The 14,407-nt window shown below is 66.1% G+C and carries 14 protein-coding genes; 12 read left to right on the forward strand and 2 right to left on the reverse strand.

What is annotated here, in order from left to right; all coding sequences use genetic code 11:
• Positions 1 to 152 precede the first annotated feature (152 nt).
• Positions 153 to 2,090: a DNA mismatch repair endonuclease MutL gene (mutL, locus tag LDZ27_RS12265; RefSeq protein WP_244814343.1), complete on the forward strand. Its 1,938-nt coding sequence runs from the start codon at positions 153 to 155 to the stop codon at positions 2,088 to 2,090.
• Positions 2,087 to 3,037, forward strand: coding sequence for a tRNA (adenosine(37)-N6)-dimethylallyltransferase MiaA (gene miaA / locus LDZ27_RS12270; protein WP_244814344.1), 951 nt, complete (start codon positions 2,087 to 2,089; stop codon positions 3,035 to 3,037). The genes mutL and miaA overlap by 4 nt, the downstream gene beginning before the upstream one ends.
• A 59-nt stretch (positions 3,038 to 3,096) precedes the next feature.
• Here miaA and purM read toward each other — a convergent pair whose 3' ends face one another.
• Complete coding sequence (gene purM, locus LDZ27_RS12275) at positions 3,097 to 4,149, reverse strand: phosphoribosylformylglycinamidine cyclo-ligase (protein ID WP_244814345.1); 1,053 nt, start codon at positions 4,147 to 4,149, stop codon at positions 3,097 to 3,099.
• A 241-nt stretch (positions 4,150 to 4,390) separates the two neighbouring features.
• Between purM and hda the strand changes: the two genes are divergently transcribed.
• From hda to LDZ27_RS12310, 7 genes are all read left to right on the forward strand, one after another.
• The gene (gene hda / locus LDZ27_RS12280) at positions 4,391 to 5,188 is read left to right on the forward strand and encodes a DnaA regulatory inactivator Hda (protein WP_304656940.1); all 798 of its coding nucleotides are present in this window, start codon (positions 4,391 to 4,393) and stop codon (positions 5,186 to 5,188) included.
• 11 nt (positions 5,189 to 5,199) lie between these two features.
• On the forward strand, positions 5,200 to 5,883 hold the full coding sequence (locus tag LDZ27_RS12285; RefSeq protein WP_244814347.1) for an HAD family phosphatase: 684 nt from the start codon (positions 5,200 to 5,202) through the stop codon (positions 5,881 to 5,883).
• Entirely contained in the window at positions 5,880 to 7,493 is a 1,614-nt protein-coding gene (gene pcnB / locus LDZ27_RS12290; RefSeq protein WP_244814348.1) for a polynucleotide adenylyltransferase PcnB, read from the forward strand. The genes LDZ27_RS12285 and pcnB overlap by 4 nt, the downstream gene beginning before the upstream one ends.
• Positions 7,494 to 7,592: 99 nt before the next feature.
• The gene (gene folK / locus LDZ27_RS12295; RefSeq protein WP_244814349.1) at positions 7,593 to 8,180 is read left to right on the forward strand and encodes a 2-amino-4-hydroxy-6-hydroxymethyldihydropteridine diphosphokinase; all 588 of its coding nucleotides are present in this window, start codon (positions 7,593 to 7,595) and stop codon (positions 8,178 to 8,180) included.
• Entirely contained in the window at positions 8,177 to 8,857 is a 681-nt protein-coding gene (locus tag LDZ27_RS12300; protein ID WP_244814350.1) for a deoxynucleoside kinase, read from the forward strand. The genes folK and LDZ27_RS12300 overlap by 4 nt, the downstream gene beginning before the upstream one ends.
• Before the next feature lie 40 nt (positions 8,858 to 8,897).
• Positions 8,898 to 9,713 carry a 3-methyl-2-oxobutanoate hydroxymethyltransferase gene (gene panB, locus LDZ27_RS12305; RefSeq protein ID WP_244814351.1) on the forward strand — a complete coding sequence of 272 codons (816 nt, stop codon included), beginning with the start codon at positions 8,898 to 8,900 and terminating at the stop codon, positions 9,711 to 9,713.
• Positions 9,714 to 9,789: 76 nt separating this feature from the next.
• The gene (locus LDZ27_RS12310) at positions 9,790 to 10,089 is read left to right on the forward strand and encodes a hypothetical protein (protein ID WP_244814352.1); all 300 of its coding nucleotides are present in this window, start codon (positions 9,790 to 9,792) and stop codon (positions 10,087 to 10,089) included.
• Positions 10,090 to 10,120: 31 nt separating this feature from the next.
• On the opposite strand, the gene LDZ27_RS12315 is transcribed toward LDZ27_RS12310, so the two are convergent.
• Entirely contained in the window at positions 10,121 to 11,074 is a 954-nt protein-coding gene (locus LDZ27_RS12315) for a CopD family protein (RefSeq protein WP_244814353.1), read from the reverse strand.
• 432 nt (positions 11,075 to 11,506) lie between these two features.
• Between LDZ27_RS12315 and LDZ27_RS12320 the strand changes: the two genes are divergently transcribed.
• The 3 genes from LDZ27_RS12320 (at position 11,507) to LDZ27_RS12330 (ending at position 14,274) form a co-directional block, all read left to right on the forward strand.
• Positions 11,507 to 12,250, forward strand: a complete 744-nt coding sequence (locus LDZ27_RS12320) for a cytochrome c (RefSeq protein WP_244814354.1) — start codon at positions 11,507 to 11,509, stop codon at positions 12,248 to 12,250.
• Between the two features lie 21 nt (positions 12,251 to 12,271).
• Entirely contained in the window at positions 12,272 to 13,570 is a 1,299-nt protein-coding gene (locus tag LDZ27_RS12325) for a cytochrome c (RefSeq protein ID WP_244814355.1), read from the forward strand.
• Between the two features lie 83 nt (positions 13,571 to 13,653).
• The gene (locus LDZ27_RS12330) at positions 13,654 to 14,274 is read left to right on the forward strand and encodes a hemolysin III family protein (RefSeq protein WP_244814356.1); all 621 of its coding nucleotides are present in this window, start codon (positions 13,654 to 13,656) and stop codon (positions 14,272 to 14,274) included.
• Positions 14,275 to 14,407: the final 133 nt, after the last annotated feature.

A 14,407-nucleotide genomic window follows, 5' to 3' on the forward strand; every position in this document is an offset into this window, starting at 1 on the left:
ACCGGTCCGGCAACAAGCGAAGGGTCGCGCCATGATACCGAAGTGACCGGCTGCGTCGGTTAAAAAGCACGCATCCGGACGCCATCTCGCCCGCGTATGGCGGAAGCGGCGTGCCCGAGGGCCGCCCGTTGCGAATGGCTATAATTTCGCTCATGGCCGATCTCAACGAACTCTCCGCCGGCGTTTCGACCGCCGCCGCCGCGCGCCGTTCGCGCGCCATCGCCCCGCTGCCCGATCAGCTCGTCAGCCAGATCGCAGCGGGCGAAGTGGTCGAGCGGCCCGCTTCCGTCGTCAAGGAATTGCTGGAGAACGCGCTCGATGCCGGCGCGCGCACGCTGCGCGTCACGCTCGACGAAGGCGGGGTCAAGCGCATCGTGATTGCCGACGACGGCTGCGGCATTCCTCGCAACGAACTCCCGCTCGCGCTGATGCGCCACGCGACGAGCAAGATCCGCTCGCTCGCCGATCTCGAAGCCGTCGCGACGCTCGGTTTTCGCGGCGAGGCGATCGCGTCGATCGCGTCGGTGGCCGAGCTTTTCATCACGAGCCGCACCGAAGATTGCCCGCACGCGACGCGCATCGACGCGCAGACGGGCGCGCTGTCGCCCGCCGCCGGCGCCTGCGGCACGACCATGGAAGTGCGCGAGCTGTACTTCAACACGCCCGCGCGCCGCAAGTTTCTGAAGAGCGAGCAGACCGAACTCGGCCATTGCCTCGAAGTGATCCGCCGCACGGCGCTCGCCCGGCCCGATGTCGCCATCTCGGTCATGCACAACGGCAAGGCCATCGAGCACTGGAACGCGAGCGATCCGCGAACGCGCGTCGCGAAGATTCTCGGCGAGGTGTTCGAAACCGCGCATCTGCCGCTCGACGAACGCGCCGGGCCGCTCGCCGTCTACGGTTGCGCGGGGCTGCCGACCGCCAGCCGCGGACGCGCCGACCAACAGTATTTCTTCGTGAATGGCCGCTTCGTTCGCGACAAGCTGCTCACGCATGCCGTGCGCGCCGCCTACGAGGACGTGCTGCACGGCAACCGGTATCCCGCTTATGTGCTGTTCCTCGATCTTCCGCCCGAGTCGGTGGACGTGAACGTGCATCCGTCGAAGATAGAGGTGCGCTTCCGCGATTCGCGCTCGATCCATCAATACGTCTTTCACGCGGTGCAACGCGCCCTCGCGCGGCACGCGGGCGAATCGCCGGAGACGACTTCGGGCGGGCACGCGGCGCAGATCGAAGCGAACGGCCCCGCGTCGTTCAGTGCGAAGCCGTTCGCGAGCACGCCCGACGCGCTGCGCCTGAAAAGCGAGAACGGAACGTCGTGGATGCGCCAGTCGCGCATGACGCAGGGCACGCTGCCGGTCGCGCAGCCGCTCGCGCTCTACGACGCGCTTTTCGGCCGCAAGGAAGCCGCTGCCGCGCCGACGCAGCCGGAAGCGGCGTCGCCTGCGGTGGCGTGGGTGAATGAGCCATCGCCCGCTTACGCCGCGACGCGCCACAGCAGCGACGAGCAGCCGCTCGGCTTCGCCGTCGGCCAGATTCACGCCATTTATGTGCTCGCGCAGAACGCGCGCGGACTCGTGATCGTCGACATGCACGCGGCGCACGAACGCATTCTGTACGAGCAGTTCAAGCACGCGCTCGCGGACCGCGCGATCGCCGTGCAACCGCTGCTGATTCCGGTTTCGATGCCGGCGGAGCCCGTGGAGATCGGCATCGTCGATGAAGAGCGCGAGACGCTCGACGCGCTCGGCTTCGATCTCGCGGTGCTATCGCCGACATCGATCGCGATTCGCGCGGTGCCTGCGCTTCTGAAGGACGCGGACTTGCAGGCGCTCGCGCGCGCCGTGCTCGCCGATCTGCACGCCTACGGCGGCTCGCGCGTGCTGACCGAACGCCAGCATGAACTGCTCGGCACGCTCGCGTGCCATCACGCGGTGCGCGCGAACCGCCGCCTCACGCTCGACGAGATGAACGCCCTTTTGCGTCAGATGGAAGCCACCGAGCGCGCCGATCAGTGCAATCACGGCCGCCCGACGTGGTATCAGCTCACGCTCGCGGACCTCGACCGCCTTTTCATGCGCGGCCAATGAGCGCTTCGCGGATAGCTTGCCTGCTGGGGCCGACCGCGTCCGGCAAGACGGCGGCGGCGCTCGCGTTCGCGGCGGAATCGGCACGGCCGGTGGAAATCGTGAGCGTCGATTCGGCGCTCGTGTATCGCGAGATGGACATCGGCACGGCCAAGCCGAGCGCGGAGGAACGCGCGGTCGCGCCGCATCATTTGATCGATATTCTCGATCCGGCCGACTCGTATTCCGCCGCGCAGTTTCGTGCGGACGCGCTGCGGCTCGTCGGCGAGATCGAAGCGCGCGGTCACGTGCCGCTTCTCGTCGGCGGGACGATGCTGTACTACAAGGCGCTCACGCAAGGCCTGAACGATCTGCCTTCCGCCGACGCCGACGTGCGCGCGGCGCTCGACGCCGACGCCGCCCGCGAAGGCTGGCCGGCTTTGCATGCGCGCCTCGCCTCGGTCGATGCGCAAACCGCCGCGCGCCTCGCGCCCAACGATTCGCAGCGCATTCAGCGCGCGCTCGAAATTTTCTTGCTGACAGGCCAGCCGATGTCCGCGCTGCTTGCCGCGCCGCGCGTCGCGCCGGAGGAAGCGCCGTATCGCTTCGTGCCGATTGCGCTGGAGCCGTCGGATCGCGCGGTGCTGCACGCGCGCATCGCCGCGCGCTTCGATGCGATGCTCGCCAACGGTTTCATCGACGAAGTGAAGCGCCTGCGCGCGCGCGGCGATCTCGATCTCTCGATGCCGTCGATGCGCTGCGTCGGCTATCGGCAGGCGTGGGAGTATCTCGACGGCGCGACGAACTTCGACGACATGCGCGACAAGGGCGTGTTCGCGACGCGCCAGTTGTGCAAGCGGCAGTTGACGTGGCTGCGAGCAATGCCGGAGCGCGTCGTCGTGGATTGCTGCGCGGCGGATGCGACGCAGCGGGCGGTGAAGGCTATCGCCGGGATCGCGGGCATCGAATGAAAAAGGCCGCTCGAAAAACGAGCGGCCTCTCAGTCACGCATTCAGAACTGGAAGCGGACTCAGACGACGGTTTGCGCCTCGCCCTGGGCGCTCTCGCGCACGACGCCGATCTTCCAAACTTGTTCGCCCGCAGCCGACAACAAGCTCGTCGCCGCATCCGCGTCTTCGGCCGCGACGATCACCGCCATGCCGATGCCGCAATTGAACACGCGATGCATTTCCGCATCCGCGACGCCGCCGTGCTTCTGCAGCCACGCGAAAAGCGGCGGCAGCGGCCACGCGCGATGATCCAGCTCGGCCGTGAGCCCTTCGCGCAACACGCGCGGAATGTTCTCGACAAGCCCGCCGCCCGTGATGTGCGCCATGCCCTTCACCGTGACGCTTTGCATCGCGGAAAGCAGCGGCTTCACGTAGATGCGCGTCGGCGCCATGAGCGCGTCCGCGAGCGAACGGCCATCGAAGTCGGCGCTCAAATCCGGATTCGCGCGCTCGATGATCTTGCGCACGAGCGAATAACCGTTCGAATGAATGCCGCTCGACGCCAGCCCGAGCACGACATCGCCCGGTTGGATCTTGCTGCCGTCGATGATCTTGCTCTTGTCCACCGCGCCGACCGCGAAGCCCGCGAGGTCGTACTCGCCGTCCGGATACATGCCCGGCATCTCGGCCGTCTCGCCGCCGATCAGCGCGCAGCCCGCGAATTCGCAACCCTGCGCGATGCCCTTGACCACGTCGGCGGCGGTATTCACGTCCAGCTTGCCGCAGGCGAAATAATCGAGGAAGAAGAGCGGTTCCGCGCCCTGCACGAGGATGTCGTTCACGCTCATCGCGACGAGATCCTGACCGACCGTATCGTGCCGGTTAAGCTGGAACGCGAGGCGCAGCTTGGTGCCGACGCCGTCCGTGCCCGACACGAGCACCGGTTCCTTGTACTTCTTCGGCACTTCGAAGAGCGCGCCGAATCCGCCGATGCCGCCCAGCACGCCTTCGCGCAACGTCTTCTTGGCGAAGGGCTTGATCCGGTCGACGAGCGCGTCGCCCGCGTCGATGTCGACGCCTGCATCGCGATACGACAAACCTTGGGCGTCAGAGGCGGATTTCGGTTGATTCATGGGGGGAGCGCAAGAAGGTCGGTAAAATGCGATTTTACCCGATGATGCTCCGACGACGGTCGGCCTGCCGGTTTCGCCGCCAGTCGGCAGCGCTTTTTTTCGAGACCGATTCGCCCGTTTCCCGGAAAGCGGCGATACGCGCGAAAGACGGCAGCCAAGCGGCGGCGCGCGCATCGACGCGACGCAGCCTTCCGTTTTCGAGAAAGCGCACGCACAGACCGAACTCGCCCGACGACATCCATTGCCCGTGCAACGCCAACTGACGCTCGACCTCGGCACCCCGCCGCCCGCCACCTTCGACAATTTCTACCCCGCCGGCAATCACGAACTGGTGACGCGGCTGCGCGAGCTCGAAGGCGCGCTCGCGGCCGGCCCGGTGGCGGATCGCACGTTCTATGTCTGGGGCGAAGCGGGCAGCGGCCGCAGCCATCTGCTGCACGCGCTCGTGCATGAAGCGGGCGGCCCCGCACGGTATCTCAGCCCGCAGAGCGCGCTGAACGCATTCGGCTTCGATCCGCACGTCGCGCTGTACGCCGTGGACGATTGCGACGGCCTTTCCGCCGCGCAGCAGATCGCGCTCTTCAATCTATTCAACGAAGTGCGCGCGTATCCGGCGAGCGCGCTCGTCGCCACCGGCAACGCCGCGCCGATGGCGCTCGCCGTGCGCGAAGACCTGCGCACGCGCCTCGGCTGGGGCCTCGTGTTTCATCTGCTGCCGCTCTCGGACGAAGCGAAGGCGTCGGTGCTGAAGAACGCGGCGCGCGAGCGCGGCATCGTGCTCGCGGAAGATGTCCCCGCGTATTTGCTCACGCATTTTCGCCGCGACATGCCGAGCCTGATGGCGCTGTTCGACGATCTCGACCGCTTCTCGCTCGAACAGAAGCGCGCGGTCACGCGTTCGCTTCTGCGCACGATGCTCGCGCAAACGGGACGCGTGCCGCCGCTCGTCGCGCTCGGGCCGGAAGCGTCGCAGGAAGCGGACGACTTCGATGCCGCCGCTCCCGCCGCGCCGGACAACGCCGCAAGCCGCTTCAAGTAGAATGCGCTCCCATGAACCTCGCCCTCTTCGATCTCGACCACACGCTCATTCCCACCGACAGCGACCACGAATGGGGCCGCTTCATGGTGAAGCTGGGCATCGTCGACGCCAATGAATTCGCGCGCCGGAACGACGCCTTCTACGCCGATTACAAGGCGGGCGTCCTCGACATCAACGCGTATCTGCACGCCATGCTCGCGCCGCTCGCGAAATATTCGCGCGAACAGCTCGCCGACTGGCACGCGCAGTTCATGCACGAGATCATCAACCCGCGCATCGTGCCGACGGCCGTCACGCTCGTGCGCGAGCATCAGGACAACGGCGATCTCTGCTGCCTCGTCACCGCGACGAACGCGTTCATCACCGCGCCGATCGCGGAAGCATTCGGCATCGAAACGCTGATCGCGTGCGAAGTCGAAACCGTCGGCGATCATCCGCAGGGCGCGTTCACCGGACGGCCGCGCGGCACGCCGAGCTATCGCGAAGGCAAGATCGTGCGCGTCGAAGAATGGCTGGGTTCGCTCGGCAAGACGCTCGCCGACTTCAAACGCAGCTACTTCTATAGCGATTCGCACAACGACATCCCGCTGCTCGAGCGCGTCACCGACCCGGTCGCCACCAACCCCGACGACACGCTGCGCGCGCATGCGCAAGCCAAAGGCTGGCGCATTCTGAACCTCTTCGATACACAGTGATTAAAAAACTCATCCGCAAGCTGTTCGGACAAGAAAGCGTCGCGCCCGAAGCCGCGAGCGATGCCGCGGCCACCGACGATCCGACGGCTTCGTCCACTGCAAAGCCGGCTCGCAAGAGCACGCGCAAGAAAACGGCAGCGCCGAAAAAGCGCGATCCGAGCGTGCCGGTCATTCTGTCGTCGGACATTCATGGCATCGATCCGTCGCTGATCTCGAAGAACGCCGTGCGCGTGACCGAAGGCCTGCAGCAAGCGGGACATCGCGCGTTCATCGTGGGCGGCGCGGTGCGCGACCTGCTGCTCGGCGTCGCGCCCAAGGATTTCGACGTCGCCACCGACGCGACGCCCGACGAAGTGCAGCGGCTTTTCCGGCGCGCGCGCATCATCGGCAGGCGTTTTCAGATCGTGCACGTGCAGTTCGGGCAGGAAATCATCGAGACTTCGACGTTCCGCGCGCTCGTGGACGCGCCGGCCGCGCCCGCTGCGCCGCCCGCGCCGGTCTCCGAGCCGCCGCGCCGGTATCGCCGCGGCGAGCTCGACGCGCGCACGCACGCGGTCGATGCGAGCGGCCGCGTGCTGCGCGACAACGTCTGGGGCGAGCAGCACGAAGACGCCACGCGCCGCGATTTCACCATCAACGCGATGTACTACGATCCGGCGACGCAAACCGTGCTGGATTACCACGACGGCATGGCCGACATCCGCGCGCGCCTGTTGCGCATGATCGGCGATCCGGCCACGCGTTATCGCGAAGACCCGGTGCGCATGCTGCGCGTCGTGCGCTTCGCGGCGAAGCTCGGGTTCGAGATCGACGAAGCCACGCGTGCGCCGATCAAGGAACTCGCCGATCTGATGGACAACGTGCCGGCCGCGCGTCTCTTCGACGAGATGCTGAAGCTGCTGCTCTCCGGCCACGCGCTCGCATGTCTCACGCGTCTGCGTCAGGAAGGATTGCATCATGGCGTGCTGCCGCTGCTCGATGTCGTGCTGGAGCAGCCGCACGGCGAGAAATTCGTCACGCTCGCGCTCACGAGCACAGACGAGCGCGTGCGCGCCGGCAAGCCCGTCTCGCCGAGCTTTCTCTTCGCCACGCTGCTCTGGCACGACGTGCAGACGCGCTGGCAGAAATACACGGCCACGGGCGAATATCCGGTGCCGGCGCTGCATCGCGCGATGGACGACGTCCTCGAAATGCAGACGGAGAAGCTCGCCATCCACAAGCGCTATTCGGCGGACATGCGCGAAATCTGGGGCTTGCAGCATCGTCTGGAAAAGCGCGGCCGCAGCGCGATGAAGCTGATCGAGCACCCGCGTTTCCGCGCGGGCTACGATTTTCTGCTGCTGCGCTGCGAGTCGGGCGAACTGGACGCGGAGATCGGCGAGTGGTGGACCGACTTCGTGGAAGGCGACGGCGCCACGCGCGAAGCGCTGCTCGCGCAAGGCGGCAAGGACCGCAACGCGCCGAAGAAGCGCCGCCGGCGCAGCAATGCAAAGCGCAAGGCGAGCGATGCGAGCGATGCGAACCAGACTAGCGAAAACAGCGAGACGAGCGGCGCGAACGCCAGCGAAACGGACGCGGCAAGAAGCGGCGAAAGCGCGGACAACGAGTAAGGCGAGTTTTCGCTACAGTAGCGGATAAAGGTTTGCACCCGGGCAGCCTGCCGGCATTTCACCGCTTTTCGCCCAAGACCTACGCGTAGGACTTCTGCCATGACGATTGCTTATCTCGGCCTCGGAGCGAATCTCGGCGATGCGCGCCAGACCCTGAAAGACGCCGTCGTGTGTCTCGCCCAGCAGCGCACGATCACCGTGCTCGCCAAGTCGAGCCTCTACCGCACCGCGCCGATCGACGCTTCCGGCGACGACTACTTCAACTGCGTCGTCAAACTCGAAACCACGCTGCCCGCGCGCGCGCTCTTGCGCCTGTGTCATTTCATCGAGGAACAGTTCGGCCGCGAACGGCCGTATCGCAACGCGCCGCGCACGCTCGACCTCGACATTCTGCTGTACGGCGACTCGGGCATCGACGAAATGGATCTCGTCGTGCCGCACCCGCGCATGACCGAGCGCGCGTTCGTGCTCGTGCCGCTGCTCGAACTCGAACCCGATCTCATCATCCCGCAACGCGGACGCGCCGATGCGTTCGTGGCCTCCGTCGCCGACCAGCGCATCGAGAAAGTCGCCATCTGCCAGTGCGCGATGCCCGGCCCGCAAACGCGCGGCGCGGCATCGGCCACGCCAGACGCTCGAGACGCTTCCGACGCCTCCCCAGCCTCCAACAAAGCCAACTGCCGATGAGCGTTCCGCCACTCACCGTCACCGCGCCGCAACTGCGGCCGCCGCACCGTTACATCGCGATCGAAGGGCCGATCGGCGTCGGCAAGACGACGCTTGCGACGCTGCTCGCCGAACGCTGGTCGATGCGAACGCTCTTCGAGCGGCCGCAGGACAATCCGTTTCTCGAGCGCTTCTACCGCGACACGACGCGGCACGCGCTCGCCACGCAACTGAGCTTCGCGTTGCAGCGTGTCGCGCAGACGCGCGAAGTGGCGGACATGCTCACGCAGAACACCCCGCTAATCGCGGACTTTCTCACGCAAAAGAGCGATCTCTTCGCGCGCCTCACGCTGCCCGACGACGAATTCCAGCTTTATCGCGACGTCGCCTCGCGCATCGAAGCGAGCGCGCCGGCGCCCGATCTCGTCGTGTACTTGCAGGCGAGTCCCGAAGTGCTCTTTTCGCGCATCCAGAAGCGCGCGTTGCCGATGGAGCTGCAAATCTCCGATTCGTATCTGCGCGCGCTGACCGACGCGTACAACGACTTTTTCTATCACTACGACGCGACGCCGCTGCTCACGGTCAACGCCGAGCATCTGAATCCGCTCGCATCGGAAGACGACTTCGCGCTGCTCGTCGAGCGCATCGAGACCATGCGCGGCCGCAAGGAATTCTTTGTCAAAGGCGTATCGGCGTGAGCGTTCGCTCGATGCCCGCGCCTTCTCTAGCGAAATCATCATGACGTATCTGCAGGAAACGAGCCGCCCGACCATCACCGTGCCCAAGCTGCAAGCCATGCGCGAGGCGGGCGAACGCATCGCGATGCTCACGTGTTACGACGCGAGCTTCGCCGCGTTGCTGGATCGCGCGGGCGTCGATGTCATGCTGATCGGCGATTCGCTCGGCAACGTGCTGCAAGGCCACGGCACGACCTTGCCCGTGACGCTCGACGACATCGCGTATCACACGGCGTGCGTCGCGCGCGGCAACACGAGCGCGCTGATCGTCGCGGACATGCCGTTCGGCACCATCGGGTCGAAGGAAGAAACGTATGCCAACGCCGTGAAGCTGATGCGCGCGGGCGCGCAGATGGTGAAGATCGAAGGCGGCGAATGGCTCGCGGATACCGTGCGCTTTCTCGTCGAGCGCTCGATTCCGGTGTGCGGGCACGTCGGGCTCACGCCGCAATCGGTGCATGCGTTCGGCGGCTTCAAGGTGCAAGGCAAGTCCGATGCCGCCGCCGAGCAGATGCGCCGCGACGCGCTCGCGCTGCAGGAAGCGGGCGCGCGGCTCGTCGTGATCGAAGCGGTGCCGACGCTGCTCGCACGCGACGTCACCGCGAAACTCGCGATCCCGACGATCGGCATTGGCGCGGGCGTCGACTGCTCGGGGCAAGTGCTCGTGCTGCACGACATGCTCGGCATCTTTCACGGCAAGCGTCCGCGTTTCGTGAAGGATTTCATGCAGGGCCAGCCGAGCATCTTCGCGGCAGTGGAAGCCTACGTGCGCGCCGTGAGGGACGGCAGTTTTCCCGGACCCGAGCACACGTTCTGATGCGCCTTGTCGAACAGACGGAACGGGCGAGCTTTTTGCACACTGTCCCGCAACCGTCACCCGACCGAGAGCGACCATGTGGCACGTCCTTCCCGATGAATACGTCCGCGCCCAGCTTGCCGTGGGCGCGTTCGTCGCGTTGGGCGCGGCGCGCGTCGTGGCCGCCGTGCTCGGCGCGCAGCACGGCTGGCGCATTTCGGCGGTGACGCGCGCGTTCCTCGTGCTGTCGGTGGCGCTGTGCCTGCCGCAAGCGCTCGAACTCCTCATCGTCTCCGGTTCGCATGCTGCTTTCGTCGAACTGCAGGGCAAAGCGGCCGGATGCGCGCTCGCGCTCTTCTGTGCGCCGATCGTGAGTCACAGGCTGGGCTACGAGTAATCGGCGCTCATCCCTCGATCAGGCGGCGATCTCAGCCGCCCGTCGCGAATCCCGGCACGCTGTGCGAAAGCACTGACGCCGCCACGAATACGCCCGCCATCACCGCTGCCTCGACGCGCATCACGTTGATGACCGTGTGCGCGTCCATCGTCGATGCCGTGCGTTGCAGGCGCGGCAGCGCCGACCATCGATTGAGCGCGCCGAGCGCGAGCGCCGCCGCGACGAGCGCCGCTTTCACGGCGAGCGCATGCCCCCAGCCGCTTTGCGTGATGACCGCCGGCGATCCGCCGGTTCCGCGCCACGCATTGAAGACGCCCGTCGCGATGACGAACGCGACCGCGATGGTCGCCACGCGCGACAAGCGGGCAACGACGCGCATCAACGCATCGCGCGCCACCGACGACGCGAGCGCCGGCAACACCGCCGCCGCGCCCGCGATGACGACGCCGCCCCACACGGCCGTCGCGAGCAAATGCAGTGTCTGCACGCCTTCGGCGACGGAGAACGCGCCCGCATCGGCGGCATGGCCGATCGCCGCCTTGCCGCACGCGGCGATCAACGCGCCGAGGACGGCAAGCGCGTTGTGCGCGTTGTGCGCGTGGTGCGCGTTGCGCATCTGGCTGCTCGTCGCCGCGGCGATTGTCAGCAACACGCCGCCGGCGAACGCCACCGACGCGCCGAGGCCCGCGTGCGTCGCTGTCGCGACGAGCCATAGCGTTGCACCCGCATCGAGAATCGGCGAGCCGCTCATGGCGGCGGACTGAAGCCACAGCGAAACGAAATCGCAGACGACGAACGTCAGCGCGGCAGCGAGCGCCGTTCGCGCCGCGCGCCGCGCACTGCCTCGCGCGGGCGACTTCGGCGCGAACGCCTGTTCGCCGCGCAGCCAGGCGTCGAGCAGCAGCGCGCCGAGCGTGCAGGCGAACGCCAGATCGGCGAGCGCCGCGAACGCGACCTGGAGGAGCCACACGGGATCGCTGCTCATGGCGCGTCGCTCATCGTGGCGTGAACGGGAATTGCTGAAACGGAGTCCGGGCGGATCATCGAGCGTGAGGAGAATTGCGGCTCGGGCAGTCTAAACGAAGCGCCCGATGCATCGCGCGAAACGCTTCGTCGCTTGTCGAGCATCCATCGCACGGTGACGTGCACAGTCGAGCGTTTGTCGAATAGCAATGAATCAAACGCAGTGTCAAAGTTCTTAACTGCGGCGCGGCATTTTGTCGCGATTACGCCTCACGGGGCACGAAAAGTTGTGTCAAATAGTCACCATCAGGCATCGATGATAGAATTCCGCGTCGCATCAGAGGCTCGTCGAGCCGCTGTGGCTGTGGTCCGCCACCCTCCGCCACCTTACGCGTGGCCGTGGTTCGCCACCTTCGCACCGAGCCGCACGAAGCTCGGCAGGTCCCCGAATTTCATGGAGTGTCGCGTGTTTTCAAGACGCATTTTCCGTCCGCTGCTCGCCTTGGCTCTCGTCGGCAGCGCTGGCGTTATGAGCGCGGGCCAGGCGCAAGCCCAGGCGCAGAACCAGCCCATCGCACCGGACACCATGGCAGCGCGCGTGCAAGGCTGCACCGCATGTCACGGCGTTCATGGCGAAGGCACGGACAATGACTACTTCCCGCGTCTTGCCGGCAAGCCCGCCGACTATCTCTACAACCAGCTTCAGAATTTCCGCGAAGGCCGGCGCAAGTATCCGCCGATGAACTACCTCGTCACGTATCTCTCGGACGACTACCTTCATCAGATCGCAGGCTACTTCTCGCAGCAGCGCCCGCCGTATCCGCCGCCCGCGAAGACCAACGTCTCGGCGACCACGCTCGCGCGCGGCTCGCAGATCGTGCTCAACGGCGACGCGTCGAAGAACATTCCCGCGTGCGCGGCCTGCCACGGCAAGGGTCTGACCGGCATGCAGCCGGCCATTCCGGGTCTCGTCGGCCTGCATTCCGACTACATCAGCGCGCAGCTCGGCGCATGGAAGTCGGGCACGCGCCACGCGAAGACGCCCGACTGCATGCAGCAGATCGCATCGCGTCTCTCGGACGACGACGTGACCGCCGTGGCCGCCTGGCTCTCCACGCAACAAGCACCCGCCAATCCGGTGCCCGCGCCCGCTGGCTCGTTGAAGATGCCGCTCACGTGCGGCAGCGAACCGCAATAAGGCGTCTGGAGCGACAACACAATGAAACGCAAGTCCCTGTTCGCACTTTCCTCGGCTGTCGTGGTGGCAGCCGTCGCAGCCGCCGCCGTCCTCTGGTCGGGCGGCGACAATCTCCATTCGGGCGGCGCTATCGCGGCGACGCCAGCCGACAAGGCCGAGCTCGTCAAGCACGGCGAGTACCTCGCGCGCGCCGGCGACTGTATCGCGTGCCACACGGTGCGCGGCGGCAAGCAGTTCGCGGGCGGCCTGCCGATGGCCACGCCGTTCGGCACGATGTTCACGCCGAACATCACGCCCGACGACAAGTACGGCATCGGCAAATGGACATCCGACGACTTCTATCGCGCGATGCACACGGGCCGCTCGAAGGACGGCAGCCTGCTCTACCCCGGCTTCCCGTTCACGAGCTACACGAAGGTCTCCCGCGCCGACTCCGATGCGATCTACGCGTACCTGCGTTCGGTCGCGCCGGTTTCCGAGCCGAGCCGTCCGCATGAACTGCGCTTCCCGTTCAACAACCGCAATCTGCTGATCGGCTGGCGCACGCTGTTTTTCTCGGAAGGCGAGTACAAGCCGGACCCGACCAAGTCGGTCGAGTGGAACCGTGGCGCGTATCTCGTCGAAGGCCTCGGTCACTGCGGCATGTGCCATACGTCGATCAACGCGATGGGCGGCCCGGTCAATTCCGCGGCGTTCGCGGGCGGCCTGATTCCGCTGCAGAACTGGTACGCGCCGTCGCTCACGTCGAACAAGGAAGCGGGCCTCGGCGACTGGGACATCAAGGACATCAACGATCTGCTGAAGAGCGGCGTGTCGCAGCGCGGCGCGGTGTTCGGCCCGATGGCCGAAGTCGTCCACAACAGCCTGCAGTACATGACCGACGCGGACATCAGCGCGATCTCGACGTATCTCAAGTCGATTCCGCAGAAGAAGGAAGCGCCGGAATCGCTGCAACTGGAGACGTCCGAGAAGTTCGGCGGCGAGCTGCTCACGATGGGCAAGAAGGTCTACACCGAGAACTGCGCGAAGTGTCACGCGGAGAACGGTCTCGGCAAGCCGCCTGCCTATCCGCCGCTCGCGAACAATCAGTCGATCCAGATGCCGTCGGCCGTCAACCCGATCCGCATGACGCTGAACGGCGGCTATCCGCCGAGCACGGACGGCAACCCGATGCCGCACGGCATGCCGCCGTTCGCACAGGCGCTGTCGGATACGGAAGTCGCGGCAGTCGTGACGTACATCCGGATGTCGTGGGGCAACCACGGCACGCCGGTGTCGCCGCAGCAAGTGAGCAACCTGCGTTCGGCGCCGCTCGACTGACATTCGCGAAGACAGCGTACAATACGCACTTGGGGCGCAGCCTTCATATCGGGGCTGCGCCCTTTGTCTTTGGTGGATCGGTCATGCACGCAGGCGAGCGTTTCAACAGCATCAGCCATTTGATCGGCGCGATCTTGTCGATAGCGGGACTCGCGACGCTCGTCACGATGGGCGCGCTCGACCGCGACGCGTACAAGGTCGTGAGCTTCGCGGTGTACGGGGCCATGCTCTGTGCGCTGTATCTGATTTCGACGCTCTATCACTGCGCGCGCAGCCCGCGCGTGAAGTCGATCCTTCAGAAGTGCGATCACTCGGCCATCTACTTGTTGATAGCCGGCAGCTACACACCGTATACACTGGTGACCTTGCGCGGCCCCTGGGGCTGGTCGCTGTTTGGCGTGAGCTGGGGGCTTGCCGCTCTCGGCATCACGCAGGAATTGACGCTCGGAAGAAGAACCCGCAGCGTTTCGATGGTGCTGTACGTGTTGATGGGCTGGCTTGCGCTCGTAGCCGTTCGTCCGCTCGTCACGGCGCTGCCGCCCGCGGGCACCGCGTGGCTCGTTGCAGGCGGCGTGATCTACAGCGCGGGAATCTATTTTTTCATCAACGACGAGCGCATCCGGCACGGCCACGGTATCTGGCATCTGTTCGTGCTGGCGGGCAGTCTATGTCAGTTCGTGAGCGTCGCGCGCTATGTCGCGTAAGCCGCGAATGTCACGCACGCCTTCCGCATTGCGGCCATCGCAATGCAACTTACAGCCAGCCGGCGTGTCTTCATAGCGCGCCGAACCTTGCGGCACAGCCCGGCGGTCGATGACCGCGAACGAAGGCCCGCCG

Source organism: Caballeronia sp. Lep1P3, assembly GCF_022879595.1.
In the GTDB taxonomy this organism is placed as follows: Bacteria; Pseudomonadota; Gammaproteobacteria; order Burkholderiales; family Burkholderiaceae; genus Caballeronia.